Origin of the sequence: Sporosarcina thermotolerans (assembly GCF_030067815.1) — a bacterium.
GTDB lineage: Bacteria > Bacillota > Bacilli > Bacillales_A > Planococcaceae > Sporosarcina > Sporosarcina thermotolerans.
The window spans coordinates 3181742-3206800 of sequence record NZ_CP125968.1; the positions used below are offsets into that span (position 1 = coordinate 3181742).

General features: G+C 38.1%; 22 protein-coding genes and 3 pseudogenes. 1 reads left to right on the forward strand and 24 read right to left on the reverse strand.

Going from position 1 to position 25059, the window contains the following annotated elements; translation table 11 throughout:
- Positions 1 to 167: 167 nt before the first annotated feature.
- From QNH10_RS17910 to QNH10_RS17970, 13 genes and pseudogenes are all read right to left on the reverse strand, one after another.
- Entirely contained in the window at positions 168 to 3368 is a 3201-nt protein-coding gene (locus tag QNH10_RS17910; protein ID WP_283732643.1) for an AfsR/SARP family transcriptional regulator, read from the reverse strand.
- A 256-nt stretch (positions 3369 to 3624) separates the two neighbouring features.
- Entirely contained in the window at positions 3625 to 4593 is a 969-nt protein-coding gene (locus QNH10_RS17915; RefSeq protein WP_283732644.1) for a catalase, read from the reverse strand.
- Positions 4594 to 4705: 112 nt separating this feature from the next.
- Positions 4706 to 5014 (reverse strand): hypothetical protein, encoded by a 309-nt coding sequence (locus QNH10_RS17920; RefSeq protein ID WP_283732645.1) that lies wholly within the window; start codon positions 5012 to 5014, stop codon positions 4706 to 4708.
- A gap of 320 nt (positions 5015 to 5334) precedes the next feature.
- Positions 5335 to 5763, reverse strand: coding sequence for a DUF5694 domain-containing protein (locus QNH10_RS17925; protein ID WP_430541128.1), 429 nt, complete (start codon positions 5761 to 5763; stop codon positions 5335 to 5337).
- Between the two features lie 47 nt (positions 5764 to 5810).
- Positions 5811 to 6083: pseudogene (locus QNH10_RS21285) on the reverse strand (DUF5694 domain-containing protein); the annotation flags it as partial.
- A 76-nt stretch (positions 6084 to 6159) separates the two neighbouring features.
- A complete protein-coding gene (locus QNH10_RS17935; RefSeq protein ID WP_283732647.1) occupies positions 6160 to 6609 on the reverse strand; it encodes a GNAT family N-acetyltransferase in 450 nt (149 codons plus the stop codon).
- Between the two features lie 298 nt (positions 6610 to 6907).
- A pseudogene (locus QNH10_RS17940) lies at positions 6908 to 7428 on the reverse strand (cupin domain-containing protein).
- Positions 7428 to 8030 (reverse strand): DUF8042 domain-containing protein, encoded by a 603-nt coding sequence (locus QNH10_RS17945; protein WP_283732648.1) that lies wholly within the window; start codon positions 8028 to 8030, stop codon positions 7428 to 7430. Before QNH10_RS17945 ends, QNH10_RS17940 begins: the two are co-directional and overlap by 1 nt.
- Before the next feature lie 71 nt (positions 8031 to 8101).
- Positions 8102 to 8935 (reverse strand): phage replication protein O, encoded by an 834-nt coding sequence (locus QNH10_RS17950; RefSeq protein WP_283732649.1) that lies wholly within the window; start codon positions 8933 to 8935, stop codon positions 8102 to 8104.
- 436 nt (positions 8936 to 9371) lie between these two features.
- Positions 9372 to 10745 carry a flagellin N-terminal helical domain-containing protein gene (locus tag QNH10_RS17955; protein WP_283732650.1) on the reverse strand — a complete coding sequence of 458 codons (1374 nt, stop codon included), beginning with the start codon at positions 10743 to 10745 and terminating at the stop codon, positions 9372 to 9374.
- 181 nt (positions 10746 to 10926) lie between these two features.
- Positions 10927 to 11250 carry a hypothetical protein gene (locus tag QNH10_RS17960; protein WP_283732651.1) on the reverse strand — a complete coding sequence of 108 codons (324 nt, stop codon included), beginning with the start codon at positions 11248 to 11250 and terminating at the stop codon, positions 10927 to 10929.
- Positions 11251 to 11321: 71 nt separating this feature from the next.
- The gene (locus QNH10_RS17965; protein ID WP_283732652.1) at positions 11322 to 11723 is read right to left on the reverse strand and encodes a hypothetical protein; all 402 of its coding nucleotides are present in this window, start codon (positions 11721 to 11723) and stop codon (positions 11322 to 11324) included.
- A 17-nt stretch (positions 11724 to 11740) separates the two neighbouring features.
- On the reverse strand, positions 11741 to 12091 hold the full coding sequence (locus QNH10_RS17970; protein ID WP_283732653.1) for a hypothetical protein: 351 nt from the start codon (positions 12089 to 12091) through the stop codon (positions 11741 to 11743).
- A gap of 995 nt (positions 12092 to 13086) precedes the next feature.
- Between QNH10_RS17970 and QNH10_RS17975 the strand changes: the two genes are divergently transcribed.
- Complete coding sequence (locus QNH10_RS17975; protein ID WP_283732654.1) at positions 13087 to 14958, forward strand: phosphocholine cytidylyltransferase/choline kinase family protein; 1872 nt, start codon at positions 13087 to 13089, stop codon at positions 14956 to 14958.
- A gap of 320 nt (positions 14959 to 15278) precedes the next feature.
- Here the strand turns inward: QNH10_RS17975 and QNH10_RS17980 are convergent, their stop codons facing one another.
- The 11 genes and pseudogenes from QNH10_RS17980 to flgK form a co-directional block, all read right to left on the reverse strand.
- Positions 15279 to 16220: a SidA/IucD/PvdA family monooxygenase gene (locus tag QNH10_RS17980; protein ID WP_283732655.1), complete on the reverse strand. Its 942-nt coding sequence runs from the start codon at positions 16218 to 16220 to the stop codon at positions 15279 to 15281.
- Between the two features lie 135 nt (positions 16221 to 16355).
- On the reverse strand, positions 16356 to 16532 hold the full coding sequence (locus QNH10_RS17985) for a hypothetical protein (RefSeq protein ID WP_283732656.1): 177 nt from the start codon (positions 16530 to 16532) through the stop codon (positions 16356 to 16358).
- A complete protein-coding gene (locus tag QNH10_RS17990) occupies positions 16525 to 17223 on the reverse strand; it encodes a sugar phosphate nucleotidyltransferase (protein ID WP_283732657.1) in 699 nt (232 codons plus the stop codon). The genes QNH10_RS17985 and QNH10_RS17990 overlap by 8 nt, the downstream gene beginning before the upstream one ends.
- Before the next feature lie 259 nt (positions 17224 to 17482).
- On the reverse strand, positions 17483 to 18961 hold the full coding sequence (locus QNH10_RS17995; RefSeq protein WP_283732658.1) for a CDP-glycerol glycerophosphotransferase family protein: 1479 nt from the start codon (positions 18959 to 18961) through the stop codon (positions 17483 to 17485).
- Positions 18962 to 19122: 161 nt separating this feature from the next.
- A complete protein-coding gene (locus tag QNH10_RS18000) occupies positions 19123 to 20316 on the reverse strand; it encodes a tetratricopeptide repeat protein (RefSeq protein ID WP_283732659.1) in 1194 nt (397 codons plus the stop codon).
- On the reverse strand, positions 20244 to 20762 hold the full coding sequence (locus tag QNH10_RS18005; RefSeq protein WP_283732660.1) for a glycosyltransferase family 2 protein: 519 nt from the start codon (positions 20760 to 20762) through the stop codon (positions 20244 to 20246). Before QNH10_RS18005 ends, QNH10_RS18000 begins: the two co-directional genes overlap by 73 nt.
- Before the next feature lie 113 nt (positions 20763 to 20875).
- Positions 20876 to 21720 (reverse strand): annotated as a pseudogene (gene hag / locus QNH10_RS18010) (flagellin Hag).
- 249 nt (positions 21721 to 21969) lie between these two features.
- On the reverse strand, positions 21970 to 22191 hold the full coding sequence (gene csrA / locus QNH10_RS18015) for a carbon storage regulator CsrA (protein WP_283732661.1): 222 nt from the start codon (positions 22189 to 22191) through the stop codon (positions 21970 to 21972).
- A complete protein-coding gene (fliW, locus tag QNH10_RS18020) occupies positions 22192 to 22629 on the reverse strand; it encodes a flagellar assembly protein FliW (protein ID WP_283732662.1) in 438 nt (145 codons plus the stop codon).
- Positions 22630 to 22693: 64 nt separating this feature from the next.
- Positions 22694 to 23569: a flagellar hook-associated protein FlgL gene (gene flgL, locus QNH10_RS18025; protein WP_283732663.1), complete on the reverse strand. Its 876-nt coding sequence runs from the start codon at positions 23567 to 23569 to the stop codon at positions 22694 to 22696.
- Between the two features lie 18 nt (positions 23570 to 23587).
- Positions 23588 to 25057 carry a flagellar hook-associated protein FlgK gene (gene flgK, locus QNH10_RS18030; RefSeq protein ID WP_283732664.1) on the reverse strand — a complete coding sequence of 490 codons (1470 nt, stop codon included), beginning with the start codon at positions 25055 to 25057 and terminating at the stop codon, positions 23588 to 23590.
- Positions 25058 to 25059 lie beyond the last annotated feature (2 nt).

The window sequence follows — 25059 nt, forward strand, 5'->3', positions numbered from 1 at the left end:
TCCCATTGAACACCAGAAACCTCCTATAGACCCGTAACAACTTCCCATAGAACGGGGATGACTTCCCGTAAAACCTTGAAGTTTTCCCATAGACAGACAATAACTTCCCATTAACTTCCCCTAATTATAGGATCTATCAAAAAAAGGAAGCGACATAATCTGCTTCCTCATAATTCGTTCATAATCATTCGATACATCTGCTCGGTTGTTTCCATTGGTTCAATTGCGAATTCTTCTTGTAAAACGGCCTTACATTTCATGTACCACTTTATTGATTGTGGACGGTTTTGGAGTTGGTAGTGTGCGTACATAAGTAAGCGGTAGGCTTCTTCCCATGTTGGTTCGATATGCAATAGCCGCTCTGCCCATTCGATTGTTTTGCCATACTCGCGTAGTCGGGTGAAGGATTGGGCGAGCCTCTCGATTACTTGGATGAAGTGCTGTTCGGTTTGATCGCGTTGATGGGCGATCCACTCGACCGATAATTTTTCTTCGAATAGTTTTCCTTTATACAGTGAAGCTGCTTTCATTAAGGATTCGACCGTTTGTTTTGCGTCTTTTTCTGAAAGTCCTTTTTCCATGAACTGATTGAATTGATCCAAGTCGCTTCGGATTTCGGCTCTTGGATTCAACCGGTACATTGTTTGTTTACGTAAGATAAAAAATGACGGTTCTCTTGCGCTTCGTACCGGTTCGATTACTTTTAATAAAGCATTCAATGCTACTTTAAAGTCTCGGTCAGCGCTTTTTTCATCGGCATCCATCCATAATGCCTGCATGATTTCTTCTTTCGGGACATATCGATTTTTATTTAAAAGTAAATAAAGGAAAAGTTCTTTCGCTTTATCCCGCTGCCATTTCCGCTCATCAACCTCGTCGAATCCAAGATACATTGTAAAAGGTCCTAAGACGCGTACATCTAATTTGTAGCCGGGATGAGAAACGACCTCATCAAGTTGCAGGAAGTGGACTACTTGTTGGATACCTGCTTCTGTTGGTAGCAGGCGCGCCGCCTTAAGCACCAATGGATGGATGGATTGGCGATCGAACGGGCCAAATATAGTATCTGATGATAAAAAGAATGAGTAATGATGGGTCATCATTAGGGAGAAGCATTGTTTTGAATACGCTCTGAATAAATCATCATTATCCAATCGGTCATAAATGGCCATGAACCAAAATGCAACGACCATCTCCCCATAGTGATCCCCGCATTCCTTAAATATTCGCTCCGCTTCCTGTAAATGACTCTCGCTTTCCTTTTCATTCCGCGCGTAAAAGTAGACGATCGACAAACCGACATGTATTAATCCAGACAACCAACCATCATTTACACGTTCCGTTTCATGCAAACCTGCTTTTCCGTATTGGATCGCTTCGGAATAATTCCCTTCCCTTGTAGTCAATATGGATAAACCCATATAAGCTTCCGCGTTGCCGCGTGATACATTCAACTCGTCCATTCGCTCTATCGCCTGTATGTAAAACTCTTTAGGTGTGATCAAATCGGTAGGGTCGGCAAGTATTTTCGCATGCCCCATTCGAATGCGGCCAACAGCTTCGATGAATCCGGACTTTTCCGCGACACCTAACCGGATTCCCTTCGCAGCACTTTCCATAGCCTGCTCTGTTTGGCCTGTCATCACGTAAATCAAAGAAAGCAAGACGTCTGTTTCGCGATGTGCATCGGGTAGTGTGGAATCGTCGACCCTTGAAGACAATATAGCTTGAGTTTCAATTAACTTGCCCCTTCTCAACGCAATCCGTGCATCCAAATTTCCTTCTCGCAAAATGCTTTTATCGTGAATTTCCCGTTCAACCCATTCCGCCGCCGCCGATGCTCTGCCCAAGTTGACCAGATTCTCCGCAAATTGCCGTTTCAATAACTCCATTTCGAGAGGCGTGGTCTTCTCACTTTTTTCCGCCAAAAGAATCGCATTCATTAAATAAGATTCAGCCAATCCTGGTTGGATCGTGTCCAAGTAAATATGCGCAATACCCGCATTCGCCCTGCCCGCATAATAATCATCGCCGAGCTTTTCGGCAATCTGGATGCATTTCGAATAAGCCTCCCTTGCTTTCTCGTAAAAAGCACGGTACCGATGGGCCTCTCCCTCAAAATAGTAAAGGGGATAATAAATCTCCCGCATTTCGAAACTGAGCCCCTTCAGGATTTCCAGTAGCCATTCGAACTGCCCAGATTTGATCAATGCAGCGCCATTTTCCAAAATGGTTTTGCCGATGAAATTTGTGTCACCGCTTTTGAGTGCGTGAGATATAGCTGGAATCTGCTCCTTCCGATGGAGGTATAGTTCCGCTGCTTTCTTTTGATTCACTTCATATTGCTGCTTATCAACCGTCAGCCATTTCCGCTCCAAAAATTGTTGAAAAAGTGCATGGTAGCGATAGATGCCTTCACCGATTGACTGGATAAACACATGTCTACCCGCGAGTTCCTTGAGAATCAATGCGGCTTGCTCTCCATAAAAGTCTTTAATTAATTCCTCTGAAAACATCGGGAACATGGAAAACGCCAATGCCCACTCCTGTTCTTCCGGCATCATCCGATTGAAAACTTCTTCCGAAAGATAAGCGAACAGATCCTGTAATGCAGGTTTCATTTCAACAGATAAATCACCTTCCGCATCAGTGACATGGATCGCAAGCAGGTTGACTGCGATTGCCCAGCCTTCCGTCAGTTGGATAATGGAAGCCGCCTCTTCAGACGTCAAAACCTGATCGAAATAATCCTCAAAGAAAACCGAAACTTCTTCCTCGGAAAATAGGAAATCTTCTTCCACCAATTCGGTTAACTGGCCCGTCAGTTTCAATTTCACCAAACCCGACCAGCGCGGACGATTCCGCGTGGCAACGACAAGATGGATTTGTGGCGGCAATAAGCCAATCATCTTTTCGATTAAATAATTGATCTGAAAAACGTGGTCTACATAATGGAAGTCATCGATAACGATAAAAAATGGCTTTTCCAATTCAAAAAGCTCATTCATGAACAAAGCAAGCCAGCGCTCAAGATATAGTTCCCTCGGATAGATATCAGGGTCATCCCACTCGGATAGGGAGTCTCCGAAATGCGGACAAACCCGCCGGATACTTTCAGTCAAATAAGTAATGAATGGGAGGATATCGTCATCCGCTTCCGTGACAGAAAACCAGCTATATAACGCCCGCGTGTCATGAAAGTAAGCGGCTAACCCGGAACTCTTCCCGTAACCCGCACCACTATGCAACAACGTCAGCTTCACCTTTTCAGCCATCTTCATCTTTTTTACGAACGAAGCCCTACGCATATACGTCGCGGACGGGGTCGGAGGCATTAGTTTAGAAAGCAATATAGGTTTTGTCTGCATCGATTCTCACCTACCCTATTAATATCTCTTTCTAACTATTTTATCATAGGAAGGTTCTGAATTGAATGACATGTTTGGATCGTAATAAAAAAACACCACCCTACTGCTTGGTGATGGAAGAGAATTGTCGCTATAAGAAATGCCCTTCCCACCTGAAATCCACACGTAAATTTAAAATTGGTTTCATTTTAAGAAGCATCAACAGCCCAAAAATCCGTAAACTGCAGACTTTTTAGGCTGTCTTACTGAACCACTATTATTTAGGCAACCGTTCCTCCCGTAATCGCCTATCCGACGATTCCGCATAAACTGGTGACCGATATCGGAGAATCGGATCATCCGAGCATTCAAGCCCTTCCACTTCCATCGTTGGATCAAAAACGAGGGACTCCGCTGCGTCTTCCCTTACTGATTTCAGTGTCACAATTCCTGCTTCGATCATCGGCCGTTCATCCGGCCACCTGACACTTGGATCATCTACGAGGTCACCCTCTCCTGCTACCCTAACCATCAGGCGAAATTGCACATCACCGCTTTTCATACGCTCTATCAGCTCAGCCTCCAAATCATCCATGCGCCCGGCCGGCAATCCCTTATCCTCTTCAAGGACGGGCACCCACCTGAACCGTACAGCCTGCCGCTTGTCTTGCTCGTTCACCAAGTAATACGAATGGAGCGCATTGTACGTCTCCTCCGCAAAACTCGCAGTTGGCTTCAATTGCTTCAAGAGGGTTGGCACCGTCCGATATTCAGGATCTTTCCGAAGGACACGCCATTTTTCACGCCACGACAGCTCACCTTTCGTCATCATCTTTAGCAACCTGACAAACGCTTCAGGCGTCTTCGTGATGAACACTGGTACATTCGCCATCGTCAAGTTCGTAACTCCGCCATTCGGCAATGAAAACCGGACCGCCATCCCCTTGATCGGCACAAGCCATTCAGGCGGATCAGGCTTCACGGTGCTATGGGAAAACCGTACAACAGCTTGAACTTTTTCATCTTGCAAATGTTGCGCTTTAGTCAAGGATGCCACATTCCCGTTCGGCACAAATTCTGCGTCAAAAGCAATTCCCTTCGCATGCGCCCGCCGATAGCCTGGGTACCTTCCCGCAAAATCTTCAATCGCATCGACCGCTTCATCCGGCGCTATATACTTGTCTTCATTCCCAAACATAACCGCATCACTCTTTTCGCTGTTTACCTCCTCTATACCCTTAAACATCAAGGTTCATACCCACAAGAAGAAACAAAAATTCCTTAATTCATTTGCTATCCAAAAAACCACCTTTCCAATTTTCACAAGAAAATTCGAAAGGTGGTTTTTAATTCAAAGTTTATTTAGCCTTTTTAAGCCGCTTCACATCAGATCTCATCGTTATGATGTCATCTGCTAATACTTCCAGCTTTCCATCGAACAGTGAGACTTTATCATCGAGCCGTTCGATATCTTCTTTCAAGCTTTTAATATCTTCTTTAATGACTGAAACATCTTCTTTCAAGATCGTTACATCAGCCTTAACTTCTGCAATTTCACTTTTCAATTCATCCTTCGTATCTTTCAATTGACTTGAAAGATCTACAACCTGACTTGAAAGGTCCATAATCGCTTGCAAGATCATTTGTTGGCTTATCTTTTCTTCCATATTTCACCCTCCTATCCTATTTAATCGGTCTATTTGTTCAATCAAAGATGTTCAATAATATTTACTGTAATCATATCAAAATTCAAGTTAACATTCATTGGCATAATCAGGGAAAATGGAAACATTTGTTCTCACTTCAATTATATACTCTTCGGGGGAATAAGGCAACGTTGATGAAAATAAGGGATTGTTAGTTTGTGCTATCGCTTTTATTTATAAAGCAAAAATGCTCAAGCTTCAAATCAAAAAGACACCTTCACTACCTAAAATTGCAGGGGTAGGAAGGCATCTTATAAATTTAATTATCATTACGGCACCCTTCAAACTAAATACGGATGCACAGGCTCAAGTACAACCTCCCCGCTTTCACGTAGGAAATTCCCAACAATCTCAACATGGCCCGATCCAACAATGAACAAAATCCGTTCATCACCCGAAGATGCTAAGTCCATTAAATTAGAGAACATAATCAAATTCCGCTCATACCACCAGACCAACCAGTCGATGCCGACATATGAATTCGCTTCTTTTATTCGGGCGATGTTCAGGTTCATGCGATGGTGTTGGCTAATCACATCCGGGTGGTTGGCATTAGTTAGCCATTCTTTCATAGTACGGTCCCCAATTGCAAGTAAATCATGGCCGTCCTCCAGCCATCCAAAAGTTTCTTGGAATAACTCCGGCTGATTCGCCTTCGCCCATTCGTAGACCTCCCCTGAACTCCTTCTCCCCAGCCCTTCTCCATCCAGTCGATTGCATCCACTTTCGGAAGTCCCGCATCTTTCGCAACCCTAAAACCAAGCTGAAACACTTCGTTCATTTCCAACTCATATTCGCCGTTTATGTACGCATCATACTTTTCATTAAGCGCTGCATCCCACTTCTTCTCCACCTCAACAGCAACTTTCGTCGGTTTGAATGCAGATAACCGTTCTACGACCTCCTTGATTTCCTTTTGTCTCGTCTCTGAAAATAAGTCATCCGTTTCTGTGACGTAGACGTCCGCAGTCTCACCCATATGAAATGTACCTAACATAAGTATGGTCGGTTTTTTATGCATTTCGGTCATTTTAAACAATCCCCAGTTACATTATTTTTTCTATTTTTACGGCAAACAATTAACTCACAATGCTGCCTTCTTTAAACTAAAACGACTTCCGGAAAATCATCTCTCCATCCGAATCATACTCGTGAATAAACACAAACCCCAAGTTTTCATAAAGACGAATCGCTCCGATGTTATCCGCATACACACTCAAATAGATAGGTTGCTCGCCGTATTCCGACAGCATGCGCTCAATCAGTAGCTCCGTGAAACGTCGGCCATACCCTTGACGCTGAAAACGTACATCTATAAGTAGCCGATCCATCCACAAATTGCGTCCACCCCCGCTATCCAGCAGCGCTCCATACATCGCAAAGCCAACTAACCGACCATCAACATACAACCCGACAGGTCGAAATTCCGGCCATTCCTCTGCATCTTTCAAACACTCTGCTGGAGACTCAATGAATCCCCGCTGTCCTTCAGAAACGCAGAGTTCTAACACATCCTTACTATTCTGCTCATCTACTTTGCGAATCTCGTAATTCATAGAAACATTCCCTTGTGATGAAATATGGGTTTTGTCACCATACTCCCGTTAATTTCTCTTAGTAGTTAGTTTATCATAAGAAGGTTCTGAATTGGGTTACATTTAGGGAAAGTAAATAAAAAACACCAACTTGCCAGTTTTGATGGATACTGGCAGGTTCGTGTTTTGTTAATACTTATAAGTTTGTTCGTAGGAATTTGAACTAATTTCAAATTATGTTAGCGGATTTGTGACAGAAGAAATTGCAATAATAAAACACCTACCCAATTTTAGGTAGACATCTCTCAAAGTACGCCCTTTATTCCGGAAGCACTTCATAAGCTAATTTCATAATGATTTCCTCTTGCTCTGGATACTTTGACAGCAGCTCTTCCCGTGTAAACATCTCAAAATCTTGGAATTCAAAGCCGGAGACACCATGCACCCGACTAAAGAAAATGCATCTTCTTCCATAACAGATGATCCAAAGATTGAGTTTTTCGGAACGAGTGCCTGGGGGACTTCCCCTTGCTCAAGGTTCAGCCCAAGCTTAATCTCTTCATATGTCCCATTTTCGTGGAGTATATGTACGGTTAATGAACTTCCCGCGTGGTAATACCACAACTCATCTGACTTCAACCGATGAAAATGCGACACATCCGTAGACGTTAAAAGAAAATAAATGCTCGTATAAAGCTTTCTCTTCCCATCATACGTAACCGATAATTCCTCATCGGTTACCTGTTCATTCGAAACAAACGTCTGCTTATAATACCCGCCTTCCGGATGCGGTTTTAGTTCAAGTTTTGATACGTAATACATTGGATCTTGATTCATCATTAATTCAAATCCTTCCGAACAAACTCCGAATCGATCGTCTTCCCAAATTCCTCTTTTAGACGAGTAAAAATCGGTAACACACTATTCTTGATTATTGTTGAAATTTGATTGGTGTTTTTCTTTTCCATCGCTTTTCGAATCTTTAACAGCTCCGCTTGCATGTTGGACTTCAGCTGATTGAATAGTTCCCAGTTTGAAGGACGTTCTTTACTAGTGGTCACTACTTTCAGCATATCATTCAGCCACTCCATCCCGCCAAGTAGCATTTCAAACCTGTCCCACGTATCACTTGTCGGAACACGATTAAAGCCCTCGACAAGCACGCTCATATCAGGAATTGCACGCTGCAAATATTCCTCAGCCGATAGAAGGACATCATTCATAAATTCCTTTTCGGTCTTAATGACAACCTGTAGCTCCTTGATTTCGTCTAAGTTGCTCTCCAAATACTCCTCATGCTCGTCGTAAACTTCTTCACCGTCGGAAATAAAATGGCTGAAATAACGCCCTTCTGTCACGCTTTCGTTAATCAGCTCAATCACTTCATCCACTGACGGTACCTCTTTATACTCAATCTGTTGTTCACCGATAATTAATTTCAAAATAACTGCCTCCATCGAATCCAAGTTTATGATGCTGTTGTTTATATCGGTTAGTATGGGCATTATTTCAGCTAAACAGAAGTGTTTTCTTCTTGATAAAACCAATCTTCCCCTTTCGTCAAGTCCAACTGGAATTCTTCCACTGGCCTTTTCGGGAGGTGATAAACTTGTCCGTTTCGACGCTCGCCTTCCTGTTTAACTTGTGCCACCATCTGATCCCAATTTCTTCGTAATGCTGCCGGGGATAGGATAACCGTCTGCCAAAAATGATGCTGCTGGGACCAATTGATAAGATGTTGAATCTGCTCAATTGTCCGTTGATCGTTTTCAACGATGTGCTCCATATCGTTTGCCCATCTCCCTAAATCGGGTCTCCTGTTGTCAGGATGATTCCTACTGATCGTTTCATGTAGTGCCAATGCCAGTTGATAGTAATCGGACGATTCATCAAAAACAACAGCTGGATAATTAGTTCTTATATTCTTTTCTTTCTTACCTTTCTTGTTAGATGTTACCTGCCTGTTCTCCGGCTGTTGACTGCCTGTTGAAACGGCTGTTTCCAAGCTATCATTCTGTTGATAAACGTCCCAATTTACAATGGTTATAAGCCGATTTTGATTCGTTGATTCGTCTGTTAGAAATCCGTATCTTGCAAAACGTTTGAGAGCCGTACGGATTTTCTGTACAGTTATACCCTTCCCGCATTGTAAGACGAGAGACGGGAGTGACGTTATCATCTGTCCCGGCTGCAATGAATACTGATTCCCTTTCCATTCCCACTGCCGCTCCTTGTATGTAGCCATCTTCAATAAAGTTAATAGAATCACTTTCTGATCCGACGTCGCCTCCGTCCAAATGGGCTTATCCCACAGTGACCGATGAGTTTTAAACCAACCTTGATCCATTTTCCCTTCACCTCAAATTAAGATTTTATGAACAGTCCTTTCACTTACTATATAGAGTGTTTTTTTCGGAAAGGATACAGGGTGGTGGAATATTTTTTGTATAGGTTATAGAAACTCTGAAATATCACCATTTATTTTCGGATCAACGTAAACAAAGCAGACGAACTCTGCAAAAAAAAGCTATAAAGCAAATAAAAAAGAGACTTCCGCGAAGAAGTCTCTTTTAAAATATATCAAGGGTACGATTAACGTAGAAGTTGTAATACGCCTTGTGGTTGTTGGCTTGATTGCGACTTCTCTCGTTATTACTAAAAGGTCAGACTATATCTACTCCCTAATGGCAAGGATACTTCAGCCCATTTAAAGTAAGGTTTAGGTACCAGGTTCTAAAACAATTCCGAATTCAATGAGACCTGGGACCTGAAATTCACTTTCACTATTTCAAAAGTTGCAATATCCCTTGCGTGATTTGATTTGCCTGCACCATCATGGCTTGAGATGCTTGTAAAATGACTCGGTCTTTACTAAGCTTCATAATTTCGCTGGCCATGTCAGCATCACGGATCCGAGACTCAGCATCTGATAAGTTTAATTTGCAACAAGAAATATTATTAAAAGCATGTTCCAATCTGTTTTGATATCCACCTACCGTTACCCTGGCGCTTGAAACTTTGCTTATCGCATTGTCAATTTGAGTTATTGCCGAAATCGCACTGTCTCTATAATTTACTAACAAATTTTCTATGCCCAATTCCTGACTTGTTACATTTGGAATTTCCAACCTCATACTCTGCCCCGTATTACTGCCTGCCTGAATATCCACATATAAAAACTTTCCTTTAGCTACTTCAGTCTCACCGTACACACTATGATTGAATACTCCCCGACCATCAGCGGCAGGCCATTTTTCTTCTGCATGTCCCGGTCTATTATCATATATATATATCTTTCCTCCATTAACGGCTAACTGTGAATAGTGATCAACAAATCCTGTAGCAGAACTAGGTATATTTTTCGTTATCGGGTCATATTGAAAACCTGATTGACCATACGCATTTTCTATAATACTGCCCACCAAGTCAACTCCATATATAACTGCACTCACATCTACTTCCATTACAGGATTGAAATCATTCAGTCTAGACGTATCCGGATTGCCATTTACAAATTTAATACTATAAGCTTTTGTACAGGTAGCACATGTATAATGAACTCCCTTTCCAACTAGATTGGAAACTTCACTTGCTGATTTTATATTACTAAAGTCTATTATAGCACTAGCGTAATTAGTGCCTTTAAAAGAATATTTGTCATTTATACCATTGGTGTCTGTTATCTGGTGAACATATTGGGCTAAAGAATCCGATGTTGCCGAACTTCCCTCTTTTGCATTTTCCCCGGTAAGCAATACCAAGCCGTTGTATTCAGTATTATTCGCTATTGTATCTATCCCTTTTACCAATTCTGTTACTTCGTTTTGTATCGGATCCCTATCTTCGTTTGTGAGCGTGTCACTTGAAGACTTGACTGATAATTCTCTGATCCGTTGCAACATGCTTTGAATTTCTGCCATTCCGCTATCTGCTACTTGGATAAGAGATATGCCATCCTGAATATTTTGTTGTGCCTTTTCTAAACCGCGGATCTGCGCCCTCATTTTTTCGGATATGGCTAGACCAGCGGCATCATCACCAGCCCTGTTTATTTTTAATCCGGATGATAATTTTTCTGTGCCAGCCATTACTTTGTTATTATTGATCTTCATTCTGTTTAACGTATTTATTGCCGGTATATTGGACTTTAAGATCATAAGGGACCCTCTTCCTTCCTAATTTAACCTAGTGTATACCGGGTTTATTATAATTTTATTTTTCTTTTACATTTACTTTATATGTAATACTTTTCTAGTGATACTGCTGTATTAGGTGAATGCTCTTTACACAAAGAGTCAAAGTCAATATATTCCTTAGCACCTTTTCTTAATGGTAGCTTCAAAGTGTAGCTAAATTTAATGCTTGTTTATACTTAATCATTCTTTTGGCAAGATATTCAAATTCTATTTGAAGTGTCATTTCTCCTAGTTTTTGGTGTAAATAACGATTACTTGTCAGATAAACTGGTTCTATCCATGCGGAATCTTTAACCCATTTTACACCTTGGCGTTCGATGTGAATTGGATAAAGAAGCGGTACTGTCCCCTCTTCGGACGTCATACGCAAGTGTTCCTTTACCCTGAATCCAACAACAGGGCCCGTTGAAACTGCGACTCCCAAATCCTTAAGTGTTTTAAAGAGACTAGTATTTTTCAGTTTCACTATCCGACTGTCTTGTGGGAATAATTATAAGCTTTTCGGAATCGGATATTATTCCCTACATTCCGACACTTTTATATACTTTTAAGCTCTTCCCTCATGGTAATCTTTAATTCATTTCTTTTCAAATCAATTTGTTGAATCAATCTCTCATTCTTTTCTAATGAAATTGATGAACCTATATCTAAATCGTAATTTACCCACAAGTCATGTAATTTTTCTCTTAACTCATCAGCAATTTGTTCAACATCATCGGATAAATAAATTTGATTATAGAAAAAGAAATCATTTGCCGTAATAAAGTCTTCCCTTGCCTTCTCATATTCTATTCTTATTAATCTATAGTTTAATCTTTCAAGGGCAGCGGTATTATTATTATCCCAGTGATTTACAACAAATTCTATATCATACCCCGTAAAATCTTTTTCCCTCATAAATTGTTCAACGTCGGCGACCGTGGCGTTGGCAAATGTCAATATTCTTCTTTGACCTCTTAACTGCCTAATTTGACCGTTGCAATCTCTAACAACTTATACAGTTCCGGATAACACTCGTGCCGTTTCTGAGTGTAAAGCTCAAAATTCTTTAGTATCTGACCTTGTTCCAATTTCATTTTTTCAATTTCAATATTTATTTCTTTTTTCTCTACTTCCAATTTCGAAAGAAATTCAGATTTTACTTCTTCTGTTCTCCTCGTAATATCAGCAATATCCTCTTTAGTTGCATGGTTTTTACCTTTTTCATTCATGTAATTAGGCAAATAATTTTTAAGTAAAAGCCCACCTACTAAAGTAACCAAAATTGGAACTATTCCGTACATCATTGTTATTTCATATATAGCCATATAAAACGTCCTTTCTGATTAGTACGCTAAATGGATACTAAGATGTCAACCATTAATATAAATTTCACCAGTTTGAAATATATAAACAAGGACTTCATTGTACAATTCACTCTGTCTTAAATCAATTCAATTAAAAAACGCAATCCGAATAATCCCGGACCGCGTTTTATTAACCAGATTAACGTAGAAGTTGAAGTACGCCTTGTGGTTGTTAATTGGCTTGCTATGCCTCCATGTCTTTCAATCATGGTATAGACTATATCTTCACCCTCAAGTTACCTTGTAGGGGCTGGGCACTTCGAATGTTACGACTCGTAACACCCTACGGATTTCATCGTCATAGCGATTGCCTTAGACGGTATATCCTAGTCGTTGAACGTTCCCCACGGTTTCCCGACAGGGGCTTCGCAGCTGATTGTCCAATCTCTTCGTTTTTCAAGCCGTCACGTTTACCGTTTCCAGTTCCGCTGTGGCAGAAGAGCTCTCAGGAGGTTCCAGCAATATAGGTTTAGGTTCCAGGTTCTAAAACAATTCCGATTTCAATGGGAACCTGGTAATATTTCCACTCCTTTGAGGTTATTCCAAAATACTACTTCTTATTTTTATTTGTTAGTACCTATGCAAGCTGAATTCATGATAATTTAACGCCATGTCCAATATTTAACGCCACCCGAATTAATACTAATGATATCATAATTTTCCAGTTAAAATAAGCAATGGTCAGACTAATTGACTTCTTGGTGAATATCAATTACATAAAAATTGTTTAAATCAACCCGCAAAGTCGAACTCTCTTTCCAATCTTCGCATTAAATGTTAGATTCTTTTTTGGGTCATTGATCAATTACTTGGATGCTTCTTCCATCCACCACGAAAGCGAAATCTTTCACTCCTCCCATTTAGTAATAAAAGTTGAAGTTTGTTATTTACATTATTTGATTATTCTACTACAATTATCCTTGTTCAAATATTGAACAAGGATAGGAGATTTACATATGCATAAGTTTAAAATTTTAGAGATTTTATCAAAGAATGCTGATGTTAATCAAAGGCATTTGGCAGATGAGTGCAATCTTTCAATTGGAAAAGTGAATTATACGTTAAATGAGTTGACTAAAGACGGGTTTATTGAAACTGGAAAATCAGGAATAAAACACCATTACCAAGTTACTAAATTGGGTAAAAATTATTTATTGAACGAGCTTGAACAATATCAGGAAACAAAAGTATTGCTTCATTCTAATGAAAGAAAGAAAGTCACTCAAGCTGTTATTTTAGTAGCTGGAGAAAGAAAAGATTTTGATATGCCTGTATGCTTACTTGATATTCAAGGTACAAACCTGATTGAACGAACTGTTTCGTGCTTAGAAGAAAATGATGTCGAAAAGATCATTATTATTACAGGTTTCAAAAAAGAAAAAATTGAAAACTATGAAGGCCTTAAAGGAAAAGAAAACATTATCTTTATTGAGAATCCTCGATATTTATGGACAGGCAGCATGGCATCATTGGCATATGCTGCGGAATATATTACGGACGATTTTATACTTGTGGAAGATGATATTTTAATTGAAGAAAAAGCATTTGTTGAATTATTGAATCATAAAGATCGTGATTGCATGCTTATCACAAAAGAAAGCGGTTCAGGTGATGAGGCGTTAATTGAATTACGAAATGGTTATGTTTATGAAATTTCAAAGGATAAACATCGTCTAAATCAAATAGATGGTGAAATGGTTGGAATCACTAAGATTTCCTATGAAGTATTTATTGAAATGCTTGAAATTTATAAGGAGAACAAAAACCCTTTTATCAATTATGAATATACACTTCTGAATGTCTCCCGCAAGGTTAATTTAGGGTATTTAAAGCTTCCTGAATTGATTTGGTCGGAAATTGACAACAAAGAGCATTATTTTAAAGTCACTGATAAAATCTATACGTTGCTAAAAGTAAAAGAGGAAAAGTTTAAAGAAGATAAATTAAAGCATATAATTGCGGACGCTTTATCGATTGATGTAAAGCGTGTCATTTCCATGGAGCCACTTGGAGGCTTAACAAATCGAAATTATAAAGTATCGATTGACTCAAAGGATTATGCAGTTCGATTCCCTGGAAAAGGCACTGAAAGGTACTTAAATAGATACGCCGAAAAAGTGAACACTGAAATTGTTAGTGCTTTGGGTGTGAACCCAAATATTCTTTATTTTAATGAAGAGAATGGATTGAAAATTGTTGAATATATTCAAAATGGAGAAACCCTTAATCCGAAAACCGGGAGACGTGAAGACAATATTATCTTAGTTGCTCAATCTTTTCGCAAAGTTCATATGTCCGGGGAGGAGTTTGTAGAAGTATTTAATGTGTTTGAAAAGATTACTGAATATGAAACAGTATTAAAAGAATTAAAAGGTCAACTTCCAGAAGACTACGAAGAAGTAAAACGGCAAGTTTTAGATTTAAAAGATAAATATCTATCTCTTGATTTTAAATTAGCACCTTGCCATATCGATCCCCTCACAGAAAATTTTGTAAAAAGTAGCGAGGATAAAATGTATTTAATCGACTGGGAGTACGCGGGAATGAACGATCCTTTGTGGGATATCGCTATGTATGCGATAGAAGCTGGGTTAACTTCAGCTGAAGAAGAGCTATTCTTAACAATTTATTTTAATGGCATAGTTACAGATGAAGATACAGCAAGAGTCTTAATGAATAAAATTTTCATTGACTTCTTATGGACAATTTGGGGATTAATGAAGGAAGCCGGCGGAGCTGATTTCGGATCATATGCAGCAACACGATACAGTCGTGCGAAAAACTTTTTACGTGAGTACCATTCACTTACAAATAAGGTAATTAACTAATTGAGTATTGAAATTGATTAGCATCGTTACAAATAGTAATCCCAAAATCTTATGAACTAAGCAGAAAAACCAAAAGGACTAATAGTTAATATCACACTGTTTAAGCACCCTCAAACAAATGCAGTATCTCCTAAGTATAATTGATGTATACATTTTTAGGAGGTGCTGCTCCCATCTCAAATGTGCAAATAACGATTTAGCAGCGTTACCCTTCAACCCATTAGAACTCTTCTTCGAATGGGTAATACAGTTTAATTACTTCTGACATACCGTATTTGCTTGACGGTTGGCCGATTCCAGTGTTTGAGTTGTAAATGACTTTATATTACTTCCAAAACTTTTTTATTGAGTTCTGTGATAATTTCAGCAACATAATGCTGATATAACCATATCCCATCGATATTTCCCGTAAAGGATTTTTCACCACCACTAACCTCAGTTAAACCGATTCCAACACCTAAACCGTAGCTGTAAAAGCAGTCAATGGACTCTTGATTTTTCATAACAGGTCTAAAGTGGGTATCTGTTTTTAAAATTCCATTATTCACTTCAAACTGAATCTGCTTACCATTCTTATAAACCGGAATTAAATTTGTTTTATATCCAAGACATTCAATAATTAAATCATAATCTGCATTGTCTTTGAAATAAACTCTTTTTAACGTAACATTATTAATGGTCTCGTTCAAAATAGCCTTTGCTACTAAGAAAGATTCTTCACGCATTCCTGAATAACGATTAACCCTTTGTGTAACAGGACATATATCATCCTCTGTGAAGTTATATCCATCTAATAGTGCATCTTCCATACTTGAATAGTATAATTTCAAATTTGATTTTCCATATAGATCAAAGCTATATTTTGATGAATTAATGACGCTATAACGCTCATTTAATTTACTCAAAACTGACATAGCACTATGTGAATTACCGACAATCGCAATTTTAAGACTATCATTTGACGTAAATAGTTCTTCTAAATGCTCGTTTTGTTCCGTCAATATATAATGAGAATGCACATAACGGTCATCTTCATCCAGATTTAAAGTTTTCGGCACCCCACCTAAATTGACATGAACATTTTTTGCCCAAACTTCCTTTACACACCCGAATTGCTTAAATACTACTTTGAAAAGTCCCTCTTCACAAATATGTATCTGCTCAACTGTTGCGCATTTATATACATCACTATTTGGGTTTTGCTTAATACACTGTTCTAAAAAGTTACCGATTTTCCCATAAAGTACTCCGATATCATGCAAACTAGGGCAATATCACAATAGCTTTGTATTTGCTCACTAAGCTTTTCTTTATTTAAATACTGTTGTACTAAAGAATGTTCAGATAAAAATTCAAACAAAGCCCCTCCTTTAGAGTTTGCAGATATTTTGTATTTCTTAATGTTTCCTGACAACAATTCGTCTGTTTTCAATGACACAAATTCCTCGATTTAATTCTTCTGCCAATTGACCTTGAGCATCAAAATAAATTAATTGAGACATACCGGCTGGACCACCGCCACAAATAATTGTTTCATAAACAGTTCGTTTCATAAAAACACCATACCTATTCATTAAATTCTTCTAATAAGCTTTTATAATCCTCTAAATCGTCAATTTCATAAACTAAATTTTCTGGAATGATCTTTACATAAACATTTAAATTCTCAAGGTTATTTTTCAAAATCGTATCCCAATATAAATTCGGTGAAAGTGAAACAAAATCCAAGCCTTCAAATACATTTTTCAAAGTATGACCGTCTGCATCATTTAAATACGTAATTCCAGCAGAAATATAATCGCTACCACAAACCTGTCCTACCCTAATATCGACTATCTTAGAATTTAAATCCGTTGTAACAAGCCACTCTTCTTTTGTTGTGTCTAATCTTTTCACAAAATAATTTGACGTATCAGTTGAGATATCCTTAAATACAGATTCCTTAATAAACAAATCACCTTCAAGTATATAACTATCCGCTAAAAAATCTCGTACTATATATAATGAATACGCATTATTTAATTCAACATACTTATCATTAAAAACTAATCTCACTTCTTTAAACTTTTCCGCCAAATACTCAAATTGTTGGTTTAAATAGCCTGTTACAATGATGATTTCTTCAACTTTTTCCGCTATTAAAAACTTTATCGTTCTTTCTAAAAACGGCTCTTTATTAATAGTCAAAAGCGATTTATGAGTTTTTTCTGTCAAAGGACACAATCTAGTCCCCTGTCCAGCTGCTAAAATAATTGCACTTGTCATAATTTGCCTGCATCCCTTCAAATGTTCAATAACTTATTATAGCTTATACCAGCATTGTCCCGGAAAACCTCTTATTGTGATCCCCACACACAATCACCTCAAAATTAGCTGCATTATTAACCATAATAATACACCCCAACAGTTAGATTTTCGACTCTAACTTTTGGGGTGCATCTCATTTCTGTTAGAAATTCCCTAAAGGTGGCATTGATTTTATTGCTTAAAATTAGGAATTAAATCTAATTGTAAAGATGTTTAATCATGGTAGCCCCAATTGTAAATTTTTCATTAATAGTTCACTTACTCTTTCACCAATTCTTCCATCGGCTCCTGACATTTCTTCTTGAATTATCTGTAGTCTCTTATTTTTTGTCGTATCCACTCCGCTTTTAACCCTATCAATAAAGTCCTGAATTTCTCTTAAAGACGTTGCTTGTTCAAGATGATTGATAGGGAATATATACTGAGTTTCGTCTGAAACAATTTCTTCTTTATTTTTCTTAACCCAAATAATTGGTTTTTCAGTTAATAAATATTGTGCTAACAAAGAGCTATAGTCACTAATTAAAGCATCAGAGTAATTAAATGACATATAGGAAGAAGCATTATTATCAAGAACTATATTACTTGATTTATTAATTATCTCTTTCATGTATTCCCACTTATTAAGATACTGGGGTTGATACAGTTTAAATATAGTATCGGTCATAGGATGTGGTCGCCATATTAAACTAATGTCATCTCTGTCAAAAAAATGCTCTATTAAAGAGGTTCCGTATTCTAAAAGTGTTCCATTATTTGAAGTAATATTATAATGAGTGTTCCATAAAAAGACTTTTTTCCCCTTCAGTTTACTATCCCATTCTATATTTCTATGTGTGGTACTTAAAAATCCCTCATCCCATTTTGGCAAACCTGTTACTAAAACATTACTTCCCTTCTTAGGTGAAAACTCTTTATGCAACTCTTTTACTTTTTCTGATTGTGCAATTATCCTCCACGCATATTTAGTAACTGGAAACTGGCAATTAACCTGGATACTGGCATCGTCAGATATCAAAGTGGTATAGTATGGTAGATAAACAAGTTTTGTATATTTCGCAATGTTTTCAGGCCAAAACTGAGGGAGGGTTACACTTTCATAAGGATTACTAATTAATACAAGGTCAGGTAAATGCTTGGTAATATCATATTTGTTATATGGTATAAAGTTTATTCCTAAACTTGTAAGATAATCTTCATAAATAAAATCAGTTTCTATTTTTCCGTTGGTTTCTACTGTACGAAAAATTGGTGTTAATACCACACTGACTTCGCAGTCACTTCTTTGGCTAAAAGCTTCATATACACTTTGCATAGAATCCCATTTTTGACCAAGCTCTGCAAAAAACACAATATGGTAGATAGCACTAATTTCTTTTTCAAATATGACCGTTAAATCTTTTATATCCTCCCTTAAATCAGTTGTTAATTCAAGAATGCGATCTTCTTTATTTTGAATTAAAAGTTCAACAACTTTTTTTTCGCATAGTTTTATTTGACCAAAAATTTTTTGGTTATTGGTATCTTTATGATTTTCACTAATTACTTTTTTTATTCCCTGGAGAAACTCTTTACTGTTTAATAATAACTGATTATAAATTACCTCATCATTATTTTTTTCATTGTGAATATAATCTGCGGCTTCTAATAATGTAACTAACATTTCTTGAATATATTTATGTAATGCATAACGCACAAAATCCCACCTTTAGGCTGAAATTATTTTAATACTGAAACTTTGTAATTCGATAGACAGAATCATAGATACAAAAATCCCTGTCTTTAATACGAAAACCTATTTCAAAGAGTTTTGTTGAAAATAACCTCTGTTTTTCAAATCAAAGATATTCAACTTAATCAACCAATAAGTTTCAATTTATTTTTAAGTTTTTTACTTAAAAATGCTCTTTTCCCCTTCAAAATGGTTAACACCTCTGTTGACTCCAAAACTTCAGTCTGTTTATATATTGCTTCAAAAAAACTCTCTTCAATTGCAGTTAGTTTCTTATTTTTCTTCTTAAATATCATGTTATATAAATTCACTAAAGGCTGATCATATTTTATATTATATAGAAAATCAATAAATTCTTCGGATTCCAGCCTAACAGTCAATAGGATATAATCAACTAAACTAAATATGCCAGTTGCAAGTAGTGAAATAACTTCTTGATCACTTTTCTTTTTTAAAGACTCGCTTATTTCAGATTCAAATCCATCAAGTTGCAAATTCTTTATGAATAATGCCTCATTCTCGTTTGATGTTAGGTCTGGATTATCTAATAGAGAGCGGCTAAGTTTTTGTACATTAAGATTTGGAACAGAAAGTAGGATCTTCACAACCCTTAAAGGTGTCATTGTTTTTTTGTTTACCATATTATTATTCAAGAAGATTGACAATTCTTCTAAAGATGAATGCTTTGCAAGAATAGAAATTAATTTCACCCATACTTTATCGTCCGAGTCATTTATGGACAATGCCCTTGAATAACTTTTTACAGATTTATGCAAATCGTTCTCTATCTCATATATTTCACCAAGGTGTTTTAGTGGCAAGAACTCTAAAAAATCATCACTTGAATCACTTCTCAATATTTCTTTTTTAGATATTATTTCTTCAAATATTTTTTTTGCTTGTTTATACTGTTTTTTATTAAAAGATATAATTCCTTTATAATATTTGAAATCAACAACATTAGGAAAAGCTTCTATGCAAGTTTCTATGATATCTAACGACTCTTCGTTTCTATTACTTCGATGCAGTGCATCTGATAAATACAAAAGAAGTTTTTGAACCCATTCTAAGTTTAAATCGGGCTTAAAACTATATGCCTTCTGGTAGTATTGAATAGCCCTATTATTGTCATCGATATTTTTATATTCATTTCCAATAAAAAAGTAATCTATCGCTTCTTTATGTTCATTATCCAACAATAATTCCAAATTTCTATTTGACTTTTCTTTCTCCTGAACTGTACTTGTCAAATAGCCCGAATGGTAGAGCTGAAAGTCAATAATACCGTGTTTGGCCTTATCTGGATCATTATGTTCCAAAACTTCGTGAATACTTCTTCGATAAGCAATAGATCCATCATTTTTATATAAACGTTCATGGTGGTTAGTGAAGTATTCTGTCCGTTTTGTCCAATAAAACTAACAATCTGAACACCTATTATATTGAAGACTGGTGGTTTAGATAGAAGATCATTTTTAAACTTTTCGAAGCTATCTCTATCTACATACTCATCAGCGTCAATAGCAAGAATCCATTCTCCTCTTGCTTTTGAGGCCGCAAAATTTCTTGCTTTTGAGAAATCATTTACCCATTGAAAGTCAAACACTTTATCAGTGAATTGAAGCGCAATTTCTTTTGACTGATCCTTAGAGCCCGTGTCTACAATTATAATTTCATCAGCGATTCCGCTAATTGATTCAAGACATCTTCCAATAACCTTTTCCTCATTTTTCATAATTATGCATACAGAAAGTATAGGTTGCATGTATAGCACTTCCCTTAAAATTTGATAGATTATAGGTTCATAAAAAAAATCGTACAGTCTATGTACGACTTTTTTTATGAACCTGTCATCATGATTGAGACAGGTCCGTTTTATTATTTATTATATCGAAGTAATTGAAGTACGCCTTGCGGTTGTTGATTTGCTTGAGCTAGCATAGCTTGAGCAGCTTGAGTTAAAATATTGTTCTTTGTAAAGTCCATCATCTCTTTGGCCATATCGACATCTCTAATGCGAGATTCAGCAGCTGTTAGATTTTCGGAAGAAGCTCCAAGGTTATTGATTGTGTGTTCTAGTCTATTTTGGTATGCACCTAGTTTGGAACGCTCAGATGAAACTGCATCAATCGCCGACTGGATTGTCTTAATAGCATCATTTGCGGAAGCTTGAGTAGAAATTTTAATTCCTAAAGCTGCAGATGCGCCTTCAACTCCAGCGCGCTTGCCCCCATATTGCCAATTGTTAGTTTAATACTCTGTGAAGCGTTTGCACCTATGTGGAAGGTCACTCCGCTTGTAGCTAAGCTGCCATTAATCAATTTCTTATTGTTGAACTCAGTATCAGTTGAAATACGAGTAATTTCTTGAGCTAATTGATCCACTTCGTTCTGAAGGTTTGCCCGCTCTGAATCAGTATTTGTATCATTCGCTGATTGTACTGCAAGCTCACGCATACGTTGAAGAATTGCATGGGTTTCGTTCATTGCACCTTCAGCTGTTTGGATCAAAGAAATACCGTCTTGAGCGTTTTTAGAAGCCATATCCAATCCACGGATTTGTGCACGCATTTTTTCGGAGATTGCAAGACCCGCTGCGTCGTCTCCTCCACGGTTGATTCTTTGACCAGAAGATAGCTTTTCCAAGTTTTTAGCTGCGTTTGTGTTGTTAGCACCTAGTTGGTTAAACGTATTAAGTGCAGCAATGTTGTGGTTAATTCTCATGATTTTTTCCTCCTTGAGTGTTTGTAGATTCACGTCCCTGTGAATCAATTAATTTGTTTGCGAAGTAAGAGCCGGCCGAACTCGTTACTGTCGCTTACATTGTTAATATCGGTTTGGTTGCCAAGTAGTTTAGTGTTTAATAAAAGATTTCGTGAGATTTTGGTTTATTTAGTGGAAAAATAGCGGATTTTACCTAAACGGATGGCCTGGCGCTTTTTCGGAAGAGAGCCAGGCTTTTATTTCGGAGATTTAATCTTTTTTTGTAAGCTGTGAAAATAATGCAGTATCCAGTGTAAGAGCTTCCGTGTTCGTTTCTGTTATTGATTGAACGAGTTCACCACGGAGAATATCCACTGTTTTTGGTGCTTCAATGCCAATGCGAATGGTTTCTCCTTTGACTTCGAGAATGCGTATTTCAATATCGTCACCAATTTTAATTGTTTCATTCGGTTTGCGTGAGAGGACTAGCATTTAGACTTCCTCCTTGACTTGGCCGATGATGTGGCGTGTTTTGAATCGGTTGTCGTTTATAATCATTTGTTTTGCTGTTTTGTTATTCATTTGAAAGATGAGTGGTGCTTGTAGGTTGATGGTTGATGTTTCGAATGGTTGTTTGAGTGTTAGGATGGCTAACACGAATACGTCTTCTGGTTTTTCGATGTTAAGTAGTTCAATTGTTGGTTCGTCGATGTCGAATGAATAGTCTTCGATAAGTGAATATGGATTCGAGACAATAAATGCTACTGCTTCGGTTGTTGTTGATTGTAATACTTGGAAATTAGGGTTTCCTTCGATTGGAAGCAGTGCGAATTGCTTTTCAGTTTCGAAGCCAGGGATGCCTTTTGGAAATTTCCATAGTTGGTCCGTTTGTATATCGATTTCGCCGTGGAATTTTGTTTGGATTTGCATAATGGTGATCGCTCCTTTTCCTTTTGTTGATTTGCATAAAAAAAGAACGTATAAACGTCCTTTTTTATCTTAGAAAGTCGACTAATGAAGGTTGGATAACTCTTGCGCCTACTGAGAGGGATGCACGATAGACGGCTTCTTGGGTAAGCATTTCGGTTATCACTTTTTCGAAGTCTATGTCTTCGTTTTCGGATTGTAGTTTTTTGGCTGATGCTTCTTGTACATCAAGTCGATTTTGCATGAGTTCTGCGCGGTTGGAGCGGCCGCCGATGTCCATTCGGAGTGCAAGGACATCATCCATCTGTTTATCAAGATCCGTCAGAGCTTTATCGAATTTGACATCTTCTCCGGCTTCTGTAATTTCATTAAAGAAAGTATTTAACTCTTCGAAAAGGTCTCTTGCATTAGTATTGACTTTCAAATTCACGCCATTGAATATTTCAATTTCAATGTCTTTGGAAAATCCATCTGTATCTGGCGTGAATTCTTTAGTTTGTTTATTGAATAGAGGCGTGTCCGTTTTGGTCCCGCTGAAAATATATTTATCCATTACTTGTGTGTTTGCAAAGTCTTGAATCGTTTCCTGAAGTTGCCTTAGTTCGATTTTAATAAACTCACGTTCTTCGGGATTCATTGCTCCGGTATTTGCGGCATTTGTGACAAGATACTTGGCACGTTGCAAGACTTGCCCAACGCCATCAAGTGCATCTTCCGAGCTGTCGAGCCAGTTATTCACTTCGATAAGGTTTTTCTTGTATTGGTCGATTTTGTCCACTTGATTGCGGAAGCCTATGCTTTTCATGGCGGCTCCAGGATCGTCTGATGGACGGTTAATTCTTTTTCCAGAGACTGCCTGTTCTTGCAGCTTACCCATTTTACTATAGCTTGTCATCAAGTTTCGAACTGTATTGTTAGAAAGCATGGATTGTGTTACGCGCATTGATTAGTACCCCCTTTATTATCTGCCAGATAAGCCCATTCCGTTAATGATTTTGTCGAGTGTTTCATCAATGACCGTAATCATACGGGCGGAGGCATTGTAGGCTTGCTGGAATCGGATCATATCTGTCATTTCCTCGTCCAGTGAAACGGCGCTGATGGAGTCGCGGCGATTGGCAGCGGCACCTTGTAGTGATGCTGTGTTAAATGCCATGCGCTGTGCTTGTTGGCCGTTAACTCCAAGTTTTCCGATAATACCTGAAAAGAAATCTTGAATTGTGGATTTATTTAAATCGTCCAATGGACTTGTTTGAATGGCTAAAAGGGCTTTGGCGTTATCCGCGTTAGCTATTTCATCAGCTGAACCTGATGCTGCAAGTTTTCTTGGATCGTCGATCAGATCTTGATTCACTGATAGATTACCAGCTGTTGTAATAACAAAGAATGCTTCTCCATCATTACCATCAAGATCTATTCCTTCTCCATGAACTCTGTTAAATTCATTTGCTAAAGCCTCAGCCATCTTATTCAAATTATTAATCATATCTGGATAAAGGCCATTTCCATCACCCGTGCCATATCCATATGAATTAATTAGTGACTTCAATTTTCCAGAATCTAAGAATTCGGAAAGTACGTGATTAGTGGAATCAGTATCGCCTACCGCCTTTATAGAAATGCCCTGAATTAATTGATTTGTAGGGTTTACCTCTACCTCCCCAAATTCCTTGCCTTTCACAAGCTCGACCCTTACACCGTCGTTCATTTTCAAAGACACAGTTACTGTCCCTTGAGCAATCGCCGATGTACCTCCACCTGTTTTTTCAAACTTAGTTTCGATCGGTAAATAGGTCGACAACTCGTCTAACAACAAATCTCTTTGATCATACAATTCATTCGGTAGATAACCGCCTGACTCCATTCCGGAGATTTGGCCATTCAATCTCGCAACTTCCTCCAATAGGAAGTTGACGTTATCTGTTGAAAAACTGATTTCTTTTCCTAAGTTTGTCTGGGCTTCGGTCAATGAACTGTGTAAATGATTGAATGACTCGGCTACATCCTGACCTCGCTGAATGACGATAGCTCTTGCGCCGCTGCTTGAAGGGCTTGTCGCAAGCGTTTGTAGTGAAGACCAAAATTCGCTTAGTGATTTTTGTAAACCGAATTCTGAAGGTTCACCTATAATGTCTTCAATTTGTGAAATTGCATTGGATCTTGATTCCCAATAGCCAAGTGTGTTGGATTCCTGTCTGAATTGGTTGTCGACGAAGGAATCGCGGATGCGTTGGATTGAGCTTGCTTCGACACCGGTCCCTAATAATCCAGGCGACGACGTGAGGCCCTGTGTTGCCTGCATATTGACGCGTGTTCTTGTGTAGCCGAGTGAGTTGGCGTTGCTTATGTTATTGCCGGTCGTGTAAAGGCCGGTTTGTTGTGCGTAGAGTCCGCGTTTATTTGTTTCAAGTCCCATGAATGTGGAGCGCATAC